This is a genomic window from Paenibacillus lacisediminis (assembly GCF_046567315.2).
Genome location: NZ_JBKIAX020000012.1, coordinates 34,307 through 52,062, shown reverse-complemented (window position 1 = coordinate 52,062; position 17,756 = coordinate 34,307). Strand labels below are relative to the sequence as shown.

Here is a 17,756-nt window from a genome sequence, read left to right as displayed (position 1 = left end):
TAGCGACATTTTTTGTCCTTATGTTTTTCGCTGGCCCGTATAGAGGGTGAAAATTCTAAACAAGACCGCCGGTACGAACTTCCCCGGTGGTCTTTTCTCATAGGCCATCGATGAAATTCAGGTAGTCGCGCGCGCTTTTTTCCAACTCGTCTACCTGCGTTACATTTTCTGCACCGGGCTCATTTCCGCCGGGTTCATTTTCTTTGCCATAGTATGCAAAAAACGAACGATAGTCCGCGCTGCAGTATAGGAAGGTCGTTTCAAATGGAGTTAGTAATTGCTCAAGGGTGTAACGATATCTCCCCTCTTTACTGTAATCTTCCTTTCTGATTCCGGCGGACACAGCTAAGGCAATTTTGCGATTCGATGAGCTGTTGTTCTTTTTTCGGTTCAATGTTCCCGTCAGGGTATGCCTTATACAATTCGTGTACGGTATATTTCTCCGGGGATTTGCGGAGTTCTTCTGCCCATCGCTTATTGATGACGGATTCTTCCATGTTGGGATGGGTTACGATAACAAGAGTTCTCAAAGCTTTGTCCTCCTTAAGGATGATTTATTTTTTGAGTATAATGGGGACGCTGTAAATATGTAAGTATGCACTTTTAGTACAGCAACTTACCAAAAGGTGAGTGTTGATGGGCTCCGGTTTCTGGATTGAACTATATTTTGTGCGAGGAAATTTTGTATAATAAAGAGCAGTATGTTTATTACATATCTTATTTTGAAAACTTGGGAGATTGAGAGCATGAAAAAATTAAAAGTTCCTGCATTATTTCTCACAGCAGCTATGTTGTTTCTTACTTTCGTGGCGTCAGCATCTGCTATTAAGGATACGGATGATCAGGTTGCAAGTGATCCGACGGATGTAATTCTGATCGATGGTGTTCGTCAATCGGGCGGCAGCGGGTATACCCGCTCGTTTACAACCGTACCGGAATACGGTAAAAACATGGAGGTTTGGGTGAAAAACAACTCCGCTTCATCCGTTTACTTAGAAATCAGCCGCAATGGGGTCGAGTTGCTATCTGATTATGAATTAGGGCCGGGTAAACAACAAACGGTAAGTTATCAAGAGCTCGCTGCCGACGGCTTAAGCGGAGATTGGAAGATTTACACTTATAATAGAACTGGGGCCAAATACGATCTAAGCGTTAATGCAAGACAGTTTTAACTGAGCTTTATTTCAACAAGGAGGAGCTTGGTTTGGATATTTTGAAGACGAATGGTTTTATTGTTGACTTGGACAAGTTGGAATTAAGATTGCCTGAAAGGGCGGATTGATTGTTTCTAAAACGAAAAGCCGGTGCGCGACTTGGTTGCGCACCGGCTTTTCGCAGTTCGCTCAGCAGGGTTCCCATCTCTAGGGTGAAAAGTCCCGAACGGGGGCTGGCGAGCACCTATCGTTGTCTCGGAGTATACAAATGTCAAGTAAAACCAGGAAGGAATAACAGGTTTTACTATATAATTAAACAAGCAGGAAATTATTTGAATGTAAACTTTTTTTTGGAAGGGCTGATAACGATGACAGATTCACTGCGGTTGCGCAAGCTGGGCAACTCCGATTTAATGCTGTCGCCGCTTGGACTTGGCTGCTGGCAGTTCAGCAACGGAAAGGGAGTGGTTGGCAAATTTTGGCCGGCGCTAAGCAAGGAGGAAATGCGGCAAATCATACAGACCAGCTTGGAAGGCGGGATCAATTGGTTTGATACCGCCGAAGCATATGGTGGGGGACAGTCTGAAGAACTGCTGGCCGGCGCGCTCGGGGAGCTCGGCGGGCCGCTCGCGCAGCAGGCGCATATCGCTACGAAATGGTGGCCGGCCTTGCGTACCGCAAGCAGCATTCCCGCGACGATTGATGAACGCATCCGCCGGCTGCATCAGCGGACGATTCACCTTTACCAGGTGCATTCGCCTTATTCCTTTTCATCGGTCGGCGCCGTGATGAGGGCAATGGCTAAATTAGCCGAGGTGGGAAAAATTAAGCATGTGGGTGTCAGCAACTTTTCCGCGGCACAAATGCGGGAAGCCGATCAGGTCCTGCGAGAGCATGGTCTTCGCCTGGCTTCAAATCAGGTGAAATATAGTCTTCTCGACCGGAGAATCGAACAGAACGGAATTCTGGATACGGCCAAAGAGCTCGGTGTGGCGATCATTGCTTACTCTCCGCTGGAGCAGGGGATCTTAAGCGGGAAATTCCACGAAAATCCGTCTCTGGTCAAGGAGATCACGGGTCCGCGCAAGTGGACTGCAGCGTTTAGGGAATCGGGCCTGCAAAGATCAAGACCGCTGATTGAGACACTTGCCCAGTTGGCTCAGCAGTATGACGTATCGCCAACGCAGATTGCCTTGAATTGGTTGATTAACGCTCACGGAGAAAACGTATTTGCGATTCCAGGGGCATCAAAAGTGCATCATGCTTTAGGAAATGCGAAGGCGATGCGGTTTACTTTGACGGCTGGTGAGCTTGAGCAGGTTAGTCATGTTTCCAAACAGGTGCTGAAAATGAAATAACCTGAGAAAAATAGTTTTCCGGTACGTTTGACCGAGATTAAATAGAAAAAAGTAGAAAAAGGTAGAAAAAAGTAGAAAAATACTTGTAAAACTAGTTCTAATAGGGTATTTTAGGAAATGAAAATAGTTTTAGGGATGTGAGGGGGTTGTAGGTAATATAGCTTAGAAGTATCCAATCGGCACACGCTCAAAAATGAATAGCAATTTACTTATTTTCCCGTTTAATCGTAAACACCTCGAAAGTGGTGGACACAAAGCCATGGGTCTAAAGTTGTGTATAACAGCCATGATTGCCAGGTTGCCGAAGGAAACAAGATGGAGTCTAAGTCTGTTCCTGTGCCTTTATACGGGGATAGGCTTTCTTTATTTTCAGCGGGAAAATCGGGAGCTTGACATGCTAAACGACAAGGGGGAATGAATGATGAAAACAAGTGCGGATCGTATCACTGAGTATCCGTTAAGCTCCTATCAGAAAGACATATGGTTCGAACAGTGTATGTACCCCGGCAAACCGATTTATAATCTAGGCGGGTATATTGAGATAAAAGGAAATCCGGATTGTTCTGTCATTAAGGAGTCTTTGCAACTATTGATCGGACAACACGATTCTCTCAGAACGCGTGTCATCGAGAAGAAAGGGGAACCCTTTTTAACCATTCAGCCGGACGTTAAATATGAGGTTCCCGTTCATGATTTTTCGCTCAAGGAAAATCCAAACGCTTATTGCATGCATTGGATGAAAACGGAATTTCTCAAACCATTTCAACCGGAAGACGATTATTTTCAGTTTGCTATTTTGAAAGGCGGCTCGAATACATATTTTATTTTGCTGAAAGTGTATCATCTCGTGATCGATGGCTGGGGATTTGCTCTTCTCGTCAGTGAACTCATTGACAATTACAACGAATTGGTGCAAGGAACCGGTGAATTAAGCAGGACAGTTTATTCCTATACCGATTTCATTGCCGATAATCAAAATTATTTGCATTCTCCGGCCTTTATCAAAGACAGGGAGTTCTGGCAGAACAAATACCAAACCGTTCCGGAACCTCTCTTGAGCGAAGGGGCGAACAACGCCGAGGGAGACGCCGATACTGTTTGGAGCGATCGGCGCACTTTAACGATAAACAAGGCGTTATACGAGCGCATGGTGGAGTTTTGCAAAGCGGAAGGATGCTCATCGTTTCACTATTTTTTAGGCATCCTGTTTCTTTATTTCAGCCGGGTTTGCCAGCGGGACGAAATGGTGATCGGGGTCCCGGTTTTCAATCGGAGCAAAGTGCAATATAAGCGGACTCTTGGGCATTTCGCCAATGTGCTTCCGCTGCGGATCAGCCCAGGGCAGGATGTAAGCTTCAAAGAGTTGATGAAGCTGATCAAACGTGAGCTTATGCAATGCTACCGGCATCAAAAAATGTCTTTCGGCGAAATCTACAGGGCCGTTTACGAAAATAACCGTGAGAAAGGCAATCTGTTTGATATCTCGCTTTCTTTCGAAGAACAGGAAATGAGAAAAACCTTTACCGGGACGGCAACCCGGAGTGTAAGCATGACGCATCATCATGAACGGAATGCGCTTACCCTGCTGATATGGGGGCAGGAAGGTGAAGCCGACGTAACCGTAAATTTTGACTATCGGATACAGGCTTTTGAGAAATTCATCCCCATTGAGAACGTCATTCGCCACTTTGAATATTTATTTGCTCAGGCGTTGGACCAAAGTGATGCTCTTATTTCGCAAATTGAAATCGTGCCGGAGCAAGAACGCCGGGTGCTGCTTGGCGATTTCAACCGCACGGAGACGGAATACGCGAAGGAGCAAACGATCCACGGGCTGTTTGAAAAACGGGCGGAACAAAGGTCTGATCATCCGGCCCTAGTCTTCGGCGGGCAAACCCTGACCTACCGGGAACTGAACGAACGGGCGAACCGGCTGGCGAAAGCGCTCCGGGAGCGGGGCGTGAAGCCGGACGATATCGTCGCCATCATGGCGGAGCGCTCCATGGACATGGTCATCGGCATTTTGGGCACGCTGAAGGCCGGGGGCGCTTACCTGCCGATAGACCCGAATTACCCGGAGGAACGGATTCAGTACATGTTGGAGGACAGCGGGGCTTCGATTTTGCTGACCCCTCAGCATCTGCGGGACAAGCTTAGCGCCTATCGGGGGCAGAGCGTGAATTTGGACGGGGCCAGCGCCGGATATGGAGGTCAGGACGGAGGAGCCGATAGCGCCGCCAATCCGCAGCCGGTCAACAAGCCGGAGGATTTGGCCTATATCATCTATACCTCGGGATCGACCGGGAAACCGAAAGGAGTCATGGTCGGACACCGGGGCGTGATCAACCTTCAACACTTTTTCCAGGACAAATGGGGCGTGAACGGTGCGGACCGGATGCTGCAGTTTGCCAGCAGTTCGTTTGACGCTTCGGTGTGGGAAATGTTCACGATCCTGCTGGGAGGGGGAACGCTGTATCTCGTGTCGCGGGATATCATCAACAACCTGAATGATTTCGCCGCCTTCGTGAATGAAAACGAAATTACGATCGCCCTGCTTCCGCCGACGTATCTGGCGGGGCTGGAACCGGACGCGCTGCCGGCGCTGAAAAAACTGGTGACCGGGGGATCGGCGATCACCAAGCCGCTGGTCGCGCGGTGGAAGGACCGAGTGGAGTATATGAACGCTTACGGTCCGAGCGAGTCGAGCGTCATCGCCACCGCATGGACCTACCGGGACGAGGAGATGAACTATCCGTCGGTCCCGATAGGCAAACCGATCGACAATACGCGGATCTATGTTTTGGACGGCCGGCAAAGGCTGCTGCCGCTGGGCGCGGCGGGGGAAATGTGCATTGCCGGAGACGGGCTGGCCCGAGGGTATTTGCACCGGCCGGAGCTGACGGCGGAGAAGTTCGTGCCGAATCCTTATGAAGCGGGGGAGAAGCTGTACCGGACGGGCGATTTGGTGCGTTGGCTGGCGGACGGGAACATTGAATACCTCGGCCGGATCGACGATCAGGTGAAAATCCGCGGCTTCCGGATCGAGCTGGGCGAAATCGAGGCAGGGCTGCTGAAGCATGCGCGGGTGCGGGAGGCGGTGGTGATCGCCCGGGAAGATAAGCGCGGCGAGAAATATCTGGCGGCGTACTATACGGCGGAGGGCGAACCGGGAGCGGAAGAACTGCGGGAGCTGCTGCTGCAGGAGCTGCCCGATTACATGGTGCCGGCGAGCTTTATGCGGCTGGAGGCCATGCCGCTGTCGCCGAGCGGAAAGATCGACCGCAAGGCGCTGCCCGAGCCTGACCTGAGTGTGGATGCGGGAGCGGCATACGTTGCGCCGAGAAATGAAATTGAGGAGATTTTGGCTAAGACATGGGAAACGGTGCTTAAAGCTGAGCGGGTAGGCATTAAGGATAACTTCCTGAATCTGGGCGGTGATTCCATTAAAGCCATTCAGGTTGTGTCCAGGCTTCACGATTATAAGCTAAAGCTGCAGTTGAAGGATCTTTTTGAACATCCCGTGATCGAAGAACTGAGCGCTTGCGTAAAATCCGCCGAACATGTTGCCGATCAAGGAACGGTCACAGGGGAATTTATGCCCACGCCGATCCAGAGCTGGTTTTTCGAGCGGCCTTTTACGGCAAAGCATCACTTCAACCAATCGGTTGTGCTGCATCGAAAACAGGGCTTTAACGAAATAAGTTTAAGAAAAGTGCTTGAACGACTGGTTGAACATCATGACGCGCTGCGTATTGTTGTCCGGGAGAAGGCGGGACGGACGGTTCTGTTCAACCGGGGCATGGAAGGCGAGTTATATTCGCTGGTGGTCAAGGATTTCACCAAGAATGACCAATACACTGGCTCCGTAAAAGAAGCAGCCGCACAGCTTCAGTCAGGTATGGATTTAGCATCCGGCCCCTTGCTGCATGCGGGCTTGTTCAAAACGAATGACGGCGACTACCTGTGCTTGAGCGTTCACCATCTTGCGGTTGACGGGATATCCTGGCGGATTCTTTTTGAAGATATTGGAGTGGGTTACCGGCAGGCGGAGCGGGGCGAAGAAATCACGTTTAGGGAGAAAACGGACTCTTTCCGGGCATGGTCGGAACGGCTCTATACGTATGCCGTCAGCGGAGAGCTTCAGCAGGAAATCCCCTACTGGCGCGCGCTGGAGCAGCATGAGATCAAGCCTCTTCCGAAGGATCAAACCGTTCATGACCGAAAACATGCGGATTACGGTCATATCGAAATCGAACTGGATGAAGCCCAAACCGCCAAGCTGCTTAAAGAAGTGAATAAAGCCTACAATACCGAAATCAACGATGTGCTGTTGACGGCACTGGGAGAGGCTGTGCGGGAATGGACGGGAGAAGACAAGGTGCTTGTGAATCTGGAAGGGCACGGCCGCGAAGACATCATTCCGGACATGGATATCAGCAGAACCGTAGGCTGGTTTACCGCTCAATACCCGGTGATTCTGGATATGACGGGCGCCAGGGACGTGTCTTACCGGCTGAAAGCGGTCAAAGAAAGCCTGCGGCGCATTCCGCAAAAAGGCATCGGTTACGGCATTTTAAAATACCATACGTTTCTGCGGGACGAGGGTATCTTAAAGTTTGATTTGCGCCCGGAAATCAGCTTTAACTATTTGGGCCAGTTTGACCAGGACATCGATACCGGCATGTTTACCATCGCCGATGTTCTAGAGGGCGAGGCGGTTTCCCCCGACATGCAAAGTCCTTACAGCCTGGACATTAACGGACGAGTGACGTATGGGAGGCTGCGGCTGAGTTTCAGTTATCACCAGCACGAATACGAACGGGCCACGGTGATCCGGGTGGCGGAAGGCTTCAAGCGCCATTTGGAGCGGATGATCGAGCATTGCGTTGCACGGGAGTACACGGAGTTGACGGCCAGCGATGTAAGCTCCGGCCGCATTACGATGGCGGAGGTCGAAGCGGTCTACCGGGCGATGGGGGCCGCGAAGTCCAATATCACGGATATTTATACGCTGACCCCGATGCAGGAAGGCATGCTGTATCACTACCTGCGCGAGCCTGATTCACCGGCGTACTTTGAACAAGCCGTGCTCGAACTTGAGGGCGAAATCGATCGAGGTTTGCTGGAGCGAGCTTTCGGGCAGGTGATACAAAGGCACGACATTCTTCGGACCGCCTTTGTTTACGAAAAGCTGGACAAACCGCTTCAGGCTGTTTTAAAGGAAAGGCTGGCTGAAGTCTTTTTCGAGTATATTTCCTTCTTGACGGAGGAAGAGAAAACACGCTATTTGCAAACCTATTTGGATAAGGATCGGGCAAAGGGCTTTGATCTTACCCGTGATCCGCTAACCCGAATGGCTCTCATTAGAATAAGCGCCGACAGGTACCGGCTGATTTGGAGCTTCCACCATATCATTATGGATGGATGGTGTCTTGGCCTTATCTTTCAAGAGCTGCTGGAAATTTACGGGGCGCTCCGGAGAGGAAGCATACCGCAATTGGGTGCGGTGTACCCTTACCGTCAATATATCCAGTGGCTTGAACAAAGGGAAGACAAGGCGACGGCGGTTTACTGGGAAAATGTTCTCGCGGAATACGAACAGCCGGCGCCGCTGCCCAAAACAAAAGACGGCAAGGCTCATCCGGGATACGTCCAGGAAGAATACGATTTTACGATAAGGGGGGAAATGAAGGTTAGTTTAGAGAGGATCGCCAGAGAGAGCGGCGCGACGTTAAGTACGGCGCTGCAGGCCGTATGGGGGATCTTGCTGCAGCGATACAACAATACCCGGGATGTGGTGTTCGGAACGGTGGTCTCGGGAAGACCGGCGGAAATCCAGGGCATTGAAGCCATGATCGGTCTATTTATCAATACGATTCCCGTCAGAGTCCGGGCGGAAAAGGAAGACAGCTTCTCGTCCCTCATTGCCAAGCTCCAGCGGGAGGCATGGGCGACGGAGCGGCATCACTATTATCCGCTGGCGGAAATTCAGTCGCGAATCTTCCATGGAAGCGGGTTGATTCAGAACCTGCTGGCCATCGAAAACTATCCGATGCAGGAAGCGGTCAAAGGGCTTGGCGATCGCGGAACGGGTTTTAAGGTCCTGTCCGCGCAGGTTTCCGAACAGACCACTTTTGATTTTAATTTTATTGTTGTGCCTGGGCAAGATTTGCAGATCAAGTTCCGCTACAATAGCTTGGCCTATGATAGAAGCTTTATGGAGCGAGTAGCCGGGCAGATCGAAATGATCATCCGTGAAATCGTGCGTTGTCCGCAAATACGGATCAAAGACATCGAAGTTGTGCCGGAGGAAGAACGCCGCGTGCTGCTTGGCGATTTCAACCGCACGGAGACGGAATACGCGAAGGAGCAAACGATCCACGGGCTGTTTGAAAAACGGGCGGAACAAAGGTCTGATCATCCGGCCCTAGTCTTCGGCGGGCGAACCCTGACCTACCGGGAACTGAACGAACGGGCGAACCGGCTGGCGAAAGCGCTCCGGGAGCGGGGCGTGAAGCCGGACGATATCGTCGCCATCATGGCGGAGCGCTCCATGGACATGGTCATCGGCATTTTGGGCACGCTGAAGGCCGGGGGCGCTTACCTGCCGGTAGACCCGAATTACCCGGAGGAACGGATTCAGTACATGTTGGAGGATAGCGGGGCTTCGATTTTGCTGACCCCTCAGCATCTGCGTGACAAGCTTAGCGCCTATCGGGGGCAGAGCGTGAATTTGGACGGGGCCAGTGCCGGGGATAGCGGCCAAAACGGCGGAGCCGATAGCGCCGCCAATCCGCAGCCGGTCAACAAGCCGGAGGATTTGGCCTATATCATCTATACCTCGGGATCGACCGGGAAACCGAAAGGAGTCATGGTCGGACACCGGGGCGTGATCAACCTTCAACACTTTTTCCAGGAAAAATGGGGCGTGAACGGTGCGGAGCGGATGCTGCAGTTTGCCAGCAGTTCGTTTGACGCTTCGGTGTGGGAAATGTTCACGATCCTGCTGGGAGGCGGAACGCTGTATCTCGTGTCGCGGGATATCATCAACAACCTGAATGATTTCGCCGCCTTCGTGAACGAAAACGAAATTACGATCGCCCTGCTTCCGCCGACGTATCTGGCGGGGCTGGAAGCGGACGCGCTGCCGGCGCTGAAAAAACTGGTGACCGGGGGATCGGCGATCACCAAGCCGCTGGTCGCGCGGTGGAAGGACCGAGTGGAGTATATGAACGCTTACGGTCCGAGCGAGTCGAGCGTCATCGCCACCGCATGGACCTACCGGGACGAGGAGATGAACTATCCGTCGGTCCCGATAGGCAAACCGATCGACAATACGCGGATCTATGTTTTGGACGGCCGGCAAAGGCTGCTGCCGCTGGGCGCGGCGGGGGAAATGTGCATTGCCGGAGACGGGCTGGCCCGAGGGTATTTGCACCGGCCGGAGCTGACGGCGGAGAAGTTCGTGCCGAATCCTTATGAAGCGGGGAAGAAGCTGTACCGGACGGGCGATTTGGTGCGTTGGCTGGCGGACGGGAACATTGAATTCCTCGGCCGGATCGACGATCAGGTGAAAATCCGCGGCTTCCGGATCGAGCTGGGCGAAATCGAGGCAGGGCTGCTGAAGCATCCGCGGGTGCGGGAGGCGGTGGTGATCGCCCGGGAAGATAAGCGCGGCGAGAAATATCTGGCGGCGTACTATACGGCGGAGGGCGAACCGGGAGCGGAAGAACTGCGGGAGTTGCTGCTGCAGGAGCTGCCCGATTACATGGTGCCGGCGAGCTTTATGCGGCTGGAGGCCATGCCGTTGTCGCCGAGCGGAAAGATCGACCGCAAAGCGCTGCCCGAACCCGAATGGCAGAGAGAAGGCGGGGTGGGCGGAAGTCCAAGAAATGAAGCTGAGCTGAAAATCCAGCAGGTTTGGCAGGAGGTTCTCGGCATTGAACCGATTGCAATCGATGAGCATTTCTTCAGTCTTGGCGGCGATTCGATTAAGGCGATTCAGGCCGTCTCGCGGCTGGCGCTCGATTTTGAAGTAGGCATCAACGATATTTTTCAATATCCGACGATACGTGCCTTGGCGGATCACATCAAACACTCCAAAGACAGATTAAGACAAATCGTGAACGCCGTAAATGAAGCGGCAACGGCCCGGGAAAGAAGCACCGCAGTTTTTGACGCCAAAATACGCAGCAGGCTAAGAGAATACCGGATGAAAAATCAGGCATACGAAACGATTGATCTTTCCAAGCGGGCGAACTACCGTCATGTGCTGCTGGCCGGCGGAACCGGGTATCTGGGAATTCACATTTTGCATCAACTGCTGCAAAATACGGACCTTAAGGTTTATGTGCCTGTGCGAGCAACGTGTGACGGCAATGCGCTGGAAAGACTGCGGGCGAAGCTGGAATTCCATTTTGGCCTTGCTCGTGGCGGGCAGCCCATCTGGGAGGACAGAGTCTGTGCATTTTCGGGAGATTTAACCCAGGACCGCTTTGGACTAAGCCTGGAGCGCTATGAACATTTGGCGGGCGAAATCGATGTCATCATTAACTCGGCGGCAAACGTGAAGCATTTTGGAAATTACGGGGATTTTCATGCGGTTAATGTGGAGGGCAATGAACGGCTGCTCCAATTTGCCGGTACCGGGAGGAAGAAGGCTTACAATTTCATTTCCACGACCAGTGTGGGGAGCGGATGGATTGAAGGCCAAAGCAGCGCCTTGTTCACCGAATACGATTGCAACGTCGGCCAAAGCTCGGACAACTATTACGTGATGACCAAGCTCGAAGCCGAGAAAGAGATTCTAAGCGCGAGGGAACAAGGGATCGAAGCCAATGTGTTCAGAGTCGGGAATCTCGTTTTTGATTCCAAGTCAGGGATTTTCCAAGAAAATATTGAGGATAACGGGTTTTACTCCTTGATTAAAGCGCTGATCAAGCTTGGACAGCTCCCGGCCATTCATGATAAAACGATGAACTTTTCCTTTGCGGATGAGGTAGCCCAAGCGGTTGTCCTGCTGTTTGACCGGAAACATCTTGCCAATGAAACCTATCATCTGTTTAACAGTCACCAAGTGAGTATGGCGGCCTTCGCCAAGCTGTTGCAGCAAGCGGATGTCCGTGTCGGGACGATGCCGGTGGCCGACTTTAGCGAATACATGTTTGAAAAATACGAGGAACCGGAGACGCAGCAGGAGGTTGCCCGGGTTCTTGTCCACTCCAACATTTTCTTTGAAGGGGCCAGCAAAACGTCGTTTATGCTGATGAACCGCAAAACCGACGGTCTTTTGCAGGCGCTTGGGTTTTCCTGGTCCAGGCTGGACGTACAAAAAGTGAGGCTGATGATGGAGCATAGCAAAAAGGTAGGGTTTATCTAGAGAACAGGCAGTAGGGGGGAGGAACCGGAAAGATGGATGTCATCAAATTGGCCAGTACTTACTTTTTCGGAACGGAGCAATTTATGTCAGCCAACAGCATGATCGCAACGGTCACGTTTAAGCGGAAAATCGACGCCGAAAAGCTGAGTTCCAGCTACCGTTTGCTGATTATGAACCATCCTTTGCTGCAATCCAAAAGGGTGGAATCATCCGAAAAAGACATGTTTGAATGGGGACGTTTTTCGCCGGAAGAACTGGAGTGTTTGCTGTTGCTCGAAAAGATGAGGTTTTCCCGTTTTTTTACGGAGGAAGAGGCGCTGGCCCAATACGATCCTACCAATACCAGGCTGCCGTTTCGTATTTTCCGCCTCGATGAATTTAGGTTGATCTTCGCTATGAACCATGCGTTGGCCAACGGGCGGAGCCTGGTTTATTGGATTAAACGCTGGCTGGAATATTATGCCGGGGCAGCGGAGACGGAGCCCAAGCCGCTCGAAAGGGCGGCGGAGAGCTCGGGCTATAGAGACCGGCTGCTGCGGATCAAAAAACGGATGTCCGCTTTTTTATGGATGCCGGTTTTTGTGATAGGTCTTCTGTTCAAGGTGATGGGCAAAGCTGGAGGCCGCGGCAAAACCGTGGATCTGAGTCACGGCAGAAAGCCGGAGCCAGGCGGAAGACACGTCAAAAAGGCTTATTGCTTCAGCCCGGAAGAGACTGGGGAAATTTTACGGCAATGCAAAAGTAAAAAAATGACATTAACCGAATATATCTGCTACCGGTTAACCGACGGTTTGCTGCAGCATGCCCCCGGAAAACGGCGTGTGCTGGTCTCCATGCCGATGGACCTGCAGCCGCTGAACAACTATTCGCCGGAGACGATGTGCGGCAACCATGTTGCCAGCCTGCCCATGCAATTTTTCCGGGGCGGTAATTTGGAGAAACAGGTGAAATCAACGTTCAAATGGTTCAAAAGGGGAGTTCCTTATGCGCTGGCGTTGTCCGTGGCTTCGCTGACCCATTCCTATCGGAAATATAAAAAACAGTGTCTGGAGCTGACCTTGAAACCGATGCCTGAAAGGTACCCTCTGTGGGACTTTTCCATCACCTTGTCCAACCTGGGGGTGATCGCCGATCCGCTGATGGAGGAATGGATGGATTCCATGTATTTTTCGATTAAAAATCAGTCTCTGCTGCTCACCATGGCTACGTTTTCGGGGCGTTTAATGGCGGAAGTCAGCGTCCTTGAAAATCTTTACGATCCGGAAGAAGTGTTTGGCCTTTTTGATCAAATCTTGGCGGCGGAAAATTTGTTGCCTGCCAAGCGGCCGGAGCTGGCTGCTCAAGAACCGGCGGCAATTTCCTTGTCCCCTTCATAAGGAAATCAACTTTAATGTAAGCCGGAGCGCATGGCGTGCGCCCCGGCTTTTTGCCTATTTACGGCACAACATAAATATTCGGTTTCGTGACGGGGCCCATGCCGTTGCCAAGGAAAAATCCGGGATGCGGCGGCTGGTTGTAGGCGACATTTTGCCAGGCGATGCTGAGCCGGTACACCGGATCGTGCATCAGCGTGTAAATTTTGTGGCTGGTGACATCCGTGGTGGTATAAATCCGCAGCGCGGTGTTGTCGGATTTACGCCAGATCACTTCCTCACGCCAGTCGCCAAGCAGATCGGCCTGCAGGGTTGGGGTGGCCTTGGTGCCGTTGTTGGAAGCAACGGAGGATACGGTTAGCAGATTGTACATGGAGTTGCTGGAGTAATTCCATTTGTCGATCTTGACGCCGTCGAGCAGTTCCCGGGACAGATCGCCGTCCCACCAGATGCCGAAGTTAATCGAAGGCGTGGAACTGCTGATTTTGCTGCCTGTTATGGAATATAAGCCAACTCCGCCGCTGGCCCATACTTCTTCTCCGGGATAATTCGGATCGATGTCGGCGGACATGCCCCGCCCGGTATCCTTGCCGGTATGAACGCCCCACAGCACTTGCCCGGTCGCGGCGTCCCACACGGCGGCACCGTAAGGGGAGCTGGTATTTTCCATAACCTTAAAAACCTCCAGGCCGGAACGATTCGGATTTAAATCTCCCACATGCAGCGCGTCTCCATGCCCTAGTCCCGTGTTGTACAGCTTGGCTCCGTTATCGTCGATGGTTAGGGCGCCGTAAACGATTTCATCCTTGCCGTCGCCGTCCACGTCGGCCACGCTTAAGCTGTGGTTGCCCTGGCCGGCGGTTCCCGGGTTGGTGGAGCTGTTGCTGTCAAACGTCCATTTCCGCGTCAAAGTGCTGCCGTTCCAGTTGTAGGCGACCACGACCGTGCGCGTGTAATAACCGCGCGCCATAATGATGCTCGGATGGACGCCGTCGAGATAAGCTACGCCCGCGAGAAAACGGTCCACGCGGTTGCCGTAGTTGTCGCCCCAGCTGGATACGGTTCCTCTTGGCGGAACGTAGTCGATGGTGGTCAAGGCTTTGCCCGTCTGTCCGTTAAATACGCTCAGATATTCGGGCCCTGACAAAATGTACCCGCTCGAGTTGCGGTAGTCCGCACTGGCGTTCCCGATCGTCACCCCAGTTCCGTCGACGGTGCCGTCCGCGGTTTTGCAGACGACTTCGGCTTTGCCGTCCCCATTGAAATCGTATACGAGAAACTGCGTGTAGTGGGCGCCGGCGCGGATATTTTTGCCCAGGTTAATCCGCCATAGGCGCGTGCCGTTCAGCTTGTACGCATCGAGGTAGACGTTGCCCGTGTATCCGCTTTGCGAGTTGTCCTTGGAATTGGACGGGTCCCATTTCAGCACGATTTCGTATTCCCCGTCCCCGTCCAGGTCCCCGACGCTGGCGTCATTGGCGCTGTAGGTGTAGCTGACGCCGTCCGGGGTTGTACCGCCGGCCGGAATCTGGATCGGCACGTCCAGATAATTGTTCGCCCATACGCTGGCCGCCGGGGAGGCCGATTGCTCCGTTCCGTTGACGATGGCCTTGACCGTATACGAGGAGGAAGTCGTACCCGCCGAGTCCAGATAGTTCGTGCTGTTCGTAATCGGGCTGGAATTCACTTTGGTTCCGTTCCGGTACAGATTAAACGAAACCGACAGTTCCTCGGTTCCAAGCAGCCGCCAGCTTACATACACCCCGCCGCTGACCTTCACCGCCACCAGTCCCCGGCTGAGTTTTTCCGCTTGCCTGGGGGCTGCGGCCGACGCGGTAGAGAGGGGCATGTACGCGGACCAAACGAAGGAGAGAACGACAAGCCACCCGAGAACAAGATACCAGAAAGGGCGTAACCGCTTACTCAATACAAAAACCTCCTGTTCTAATTTTTGAATGAGCTGTGATGCTGAAACAAAGAAGTCATCGTTAACTATTGCATAATCCGCGTTCCGATAGAATGGTTGCATGATCCGCCGGGCAAAAATTTGGCGATGGCCTTTTGGCGTATGATATAGCGGGCGGGGGAGATAAAATAGCGGAGGCGTTACTAACTTTGCAATATCGTACTATACGGTCATGAAGCGGAGGGTGTATCATGCATTAAAATGCTGCATGGAGGTAACCTGATGAGCTTCATTTCTTTTCTGATGTACTGCGTCATTGCCACCTTTACGCGTTTGGTGTGCATTTGACCGGGGCTTGCCCCTGATTTAAGATAGAACCAACAAATCGAGGAAAAGGAGTGGAACGCCATGGCGGCAATCGCAAGACCTCCTTGTTAATCCGGATTCGTCCGGCCGCCCCGGGCGCCTCCAATCTAATGGATCAAACCAATACCCATTAGATACGAAAGAGGTGCTTCGAGGTGAATTACACGGTGAATCTGAAAGTACTTTATGCGGTTCGATTTTTTTCCAGCCTCATTCCGGCTTATGTGATCGAACGGCTGTACTGGGAACAACGTGGGATGACCATTCCCATGGTGATCTATGCCGAAATCGTCTATGCTTTGACGGTCGTTCTGCTGGAGGTTCCGTCCGGCGTACTGTCCGACAGATGGGGCCGCAAAAAAATGCTCGTAACAAGCGCCATCCTGGTCTGCTGCGAATTTCTGATTCTGCTGTTCGCCACGGAGTTTTGGCATTTCGCGGTGGCCGTGTTCCTGGCGGGGATCGCCCGTTCGGCCAGCAGCGGTTCGGAGAACGCTCTGCTGTATGATTCCTTGTTGCGGCAAGGGGAGGCCGCTTCGTTCGAAAAACGGCTCGGCCGCCTGAACGCCTGCGACTTTGTTTCCGCCATGCTGGCCGCCTTGTGCGGCAGCCTCCTTGCCGGGAGGTTTGGTCTGGAGCTGAACTACTGGATTTCGCTCGGAAGCGCGCTGGCCGCGCTATTGCTCACTTTGCTGCTGGTTGAACCGGCGGTAAAGGTTGGAGAGCAGGGTGCGAAAGCTGATGGCGGTCCTGGGAAAGCCGATGTCCAACCTGTGACAATCGATGTCCAAATGGTGGGTGAGACGATCCCATTCAAAAGATACATCACGGATTCCCTGCGTTTCTTCCGGAAACATCCGGGCGTCTGCCTGGTCATTTGCTCCGGAATGGTTACAGGGACAGCTATGGTGTACATCTATGAATTTTGGCAATTGTATGTGGACCGCTTAGGGATGCCGCTTGCTTACTTCGGCGCATTGTCCGCCGCGATCATGCTGCTTCAACTGCCCGGCAGTCTGCTGGCTCATACGCTGATTGCCCGCTTCGGCCCGAAAACGCTGATCATAATCGTGCTGGCGGTTCAAGCGATCGGCTTCGCCTATGCCGCCGCCAATCAGGACTACACCGGTCTTGCGGCGATGCTCGTCATCTGCCTGTTCGCCGGCGTCATGGAGCCGCTTGCCTCTGGTTACCTGCACCATCGGATCGATTCCGGCAAACGCGCGACGATGGATTCGTTCCAATCGCTGGGGGAGAAGCTGGTCACGATATTGGCGGGACTTGGGTTTGGCTACTTGTCCGTCCGGTATGACGTGTTCGGCGGGTATGGCTTCATGGCAGTGATGTGCAGCGTGTTTTTGATCGGATTTATTGCAGCGTCTCGTAAAATCATAAGGTAAAAAGCACAGCCCGGGCCGATAATTATCGGTTCCGGGCTGTATGCTATACTATCATATGATTGATCATAATATCAATTGGCAATCCAAAGCTCATTAAGAGGTGTAATAGGATGAAAAAGGAACTGACATCAATCAAGCAAACGCGGCTGAACACCATTTTGGATGAAGCGACTAAGCTCTTGGTCGAGAAGCCGAACGCTTCCATGCAGGAAATTGCCGAATCGGCCGGGATCGGCGTCGCAACGCTGCATCGGTATGTGGAGAGCCGGGAGCAATTGATGATTTACTTGGGATTACGCGCGATTAAGGTCGTCAGCGAGACGATGAAAGACATTCGGTTGGATGAGGAGAACTGTGAGCGTTATATCCCGGAGTTGATTGAAGCTCTTATTCCGCTCGGTGACAAAATTTATTTCCTCGCCCATGACACCACCATCAATTATCATCCGGAGATCGAGGAAGCGTATTGGAAACTGCAAGAGCCGGTACTGCGTACGGTCGGTTTACTGCAGCAGAAAGGGTATTTTCGCCAGGATGCAGATAAGAACTGGATTGTCAATGTCCTGTATTCACTTCTGTTCCTCACATGGCAGCAGGTCGTAGAAGGGAATATCGCCAGAAAATCCGCGGCTGCGTTAGTTGTGGATACGTTTTACCACGGTTTTATGGTGAAGAACTAATTATAAAGCTTGCAAAGCCTGTTCGGAAAATCGGATAGGCTCTTGGTTTATGACTGAAAGTTGACTATTGTCTAAAAATGATATACTTTTATATCAAAAGATATATAAATGTATCAATTGTGAATTAAAAATCATACGAG

Annotated in this window: 7 protein-coding genes, 1 pseudogene and 1 riboswitch; of the genes and pseudogenes, 6 read left to right on the top strand and 2 right to left on the bottom strand. The window is 52.2% G+C overall.

Annotated features, from left to right (window positions below):
- Positions 1-97: 97 nt before the first annotated feature.
- Positions 98-530: pseudogene (locus tag ACLD72_RS21535) on the bottom strand (NAD(P)H-dependent oxidoreductase).
- A 216-nt stretch (positions 531-746) separates the two neighbouring features.
- On the opposite strand from ACLD72_RS21535, the gene ACLD72_RS21530 reads away from it, so the two are divergent.
- The 4 genes from ACLD72_RS21530 to ACLD72_RS21515 all read left to right on the top strand — a co-directional run bounded on the left by ACLD72_RS21530 (position 747) and on the right by ACLD72_RS21515 (position 13,267).
- Positions 747-1,172: a hypothetical protein gene (locus tag ACLD72_RS21530; RefSeq protein ID WP_411001960.1), complete on the top strand. Its 426-nt coding sequence runs from the start codon at positions 747-749 to the stop codon at positions 1,170-1,172.
- Between the two features lie 350 nt (positions 1,173-1,522).
- Complete coding sequence (locus tag ACLD72_RS21525) at positions 1,523-2,512, top strand: aldo/keto reductase (RefSeq protein WP_411001959.1); 990 nt, start codon at positions 1,523-1,525, stop codon at positions 2,510-2,512.
- Positions 2,513-2,728: 216 nt separating this feature from the next.
- Positions 2,729-2,818, top strand: a riboswitch (cyclic di-GMP riboswitch).
- Between the two features lie 115 nt (positions 2,819-2,933).
- Positions 2,934-11,891 (top strand): amino acid adenylation domain-containing protein, encoded by an 8,958-nt coding sequence (locus ACLD72_RS21520; RefSeq protein ID WP_458476152.1) that lies wholly within the window; start codon positions 2,934-2,936, stop codon positions 11,889-11,891.
- A 32-nt stretch (positions 11,892-11,923) separates the two neighbouring features.
- The gene (locus ACLD72_RS21515) at positions 11,924-13,267 is read left to right on the top strand and encodes a hypothetical protein (protein ID WP_411003565.1); all 1,344 of its coding nucleotides are present in this window, start codon (positions 11,924-11,926) and stop codon (positions 13,265-13,267) included.
- A gap of 58 nt (positions 13,268-13,325) precedes the next feature.
- On the opposite strand, the gene ACLD72_RS21510 is transcribed toward ACLD72_RS21515, so the two are convergent.
- Positions 13,326-15,191: a rhamnogalacturonan lyase gene (locus ACLD72_RS21510; protein WP_458476151.1), complete on the bottom strand. Its 1,866-nt coding sequence runs from the start codon at positions 15,189-15,191 to the stop codon at positions 13,326-13,328.
- A gap of 512 nt (positions 15,192-15,703) precedes the next feature.
- Here ACLD72_RS21510 and ACLD72_RS21505 point away from each other — a divergent pair.
- Positions 15,704-16,936 (top strand): MFS transporter, encoded by a 1,233-nt coding sequence (locus ACLD72_RS21505; protein ID WP_411003566.1) that lies wholly within the window; start codon positions 15,704-15,706, stop codon positions 16,934-16,936.
- A gap of 110 nt (positions 16,937-17,046) precedes the next feature.
- Positions 17,047-17,616 (top strand): TetR/AcrR family transcriptional regulator, encoded by a 570-nt coding sequence (locus tag ACLD72_RS21500; RefSeq protein WP_411003567.1) that lies wholly within the window; start codon positions 17,047-17,049, stop codon positions 17,614-17,616.
- Positions 17,617-17,756: the final 140 nt, after the last annotated feature.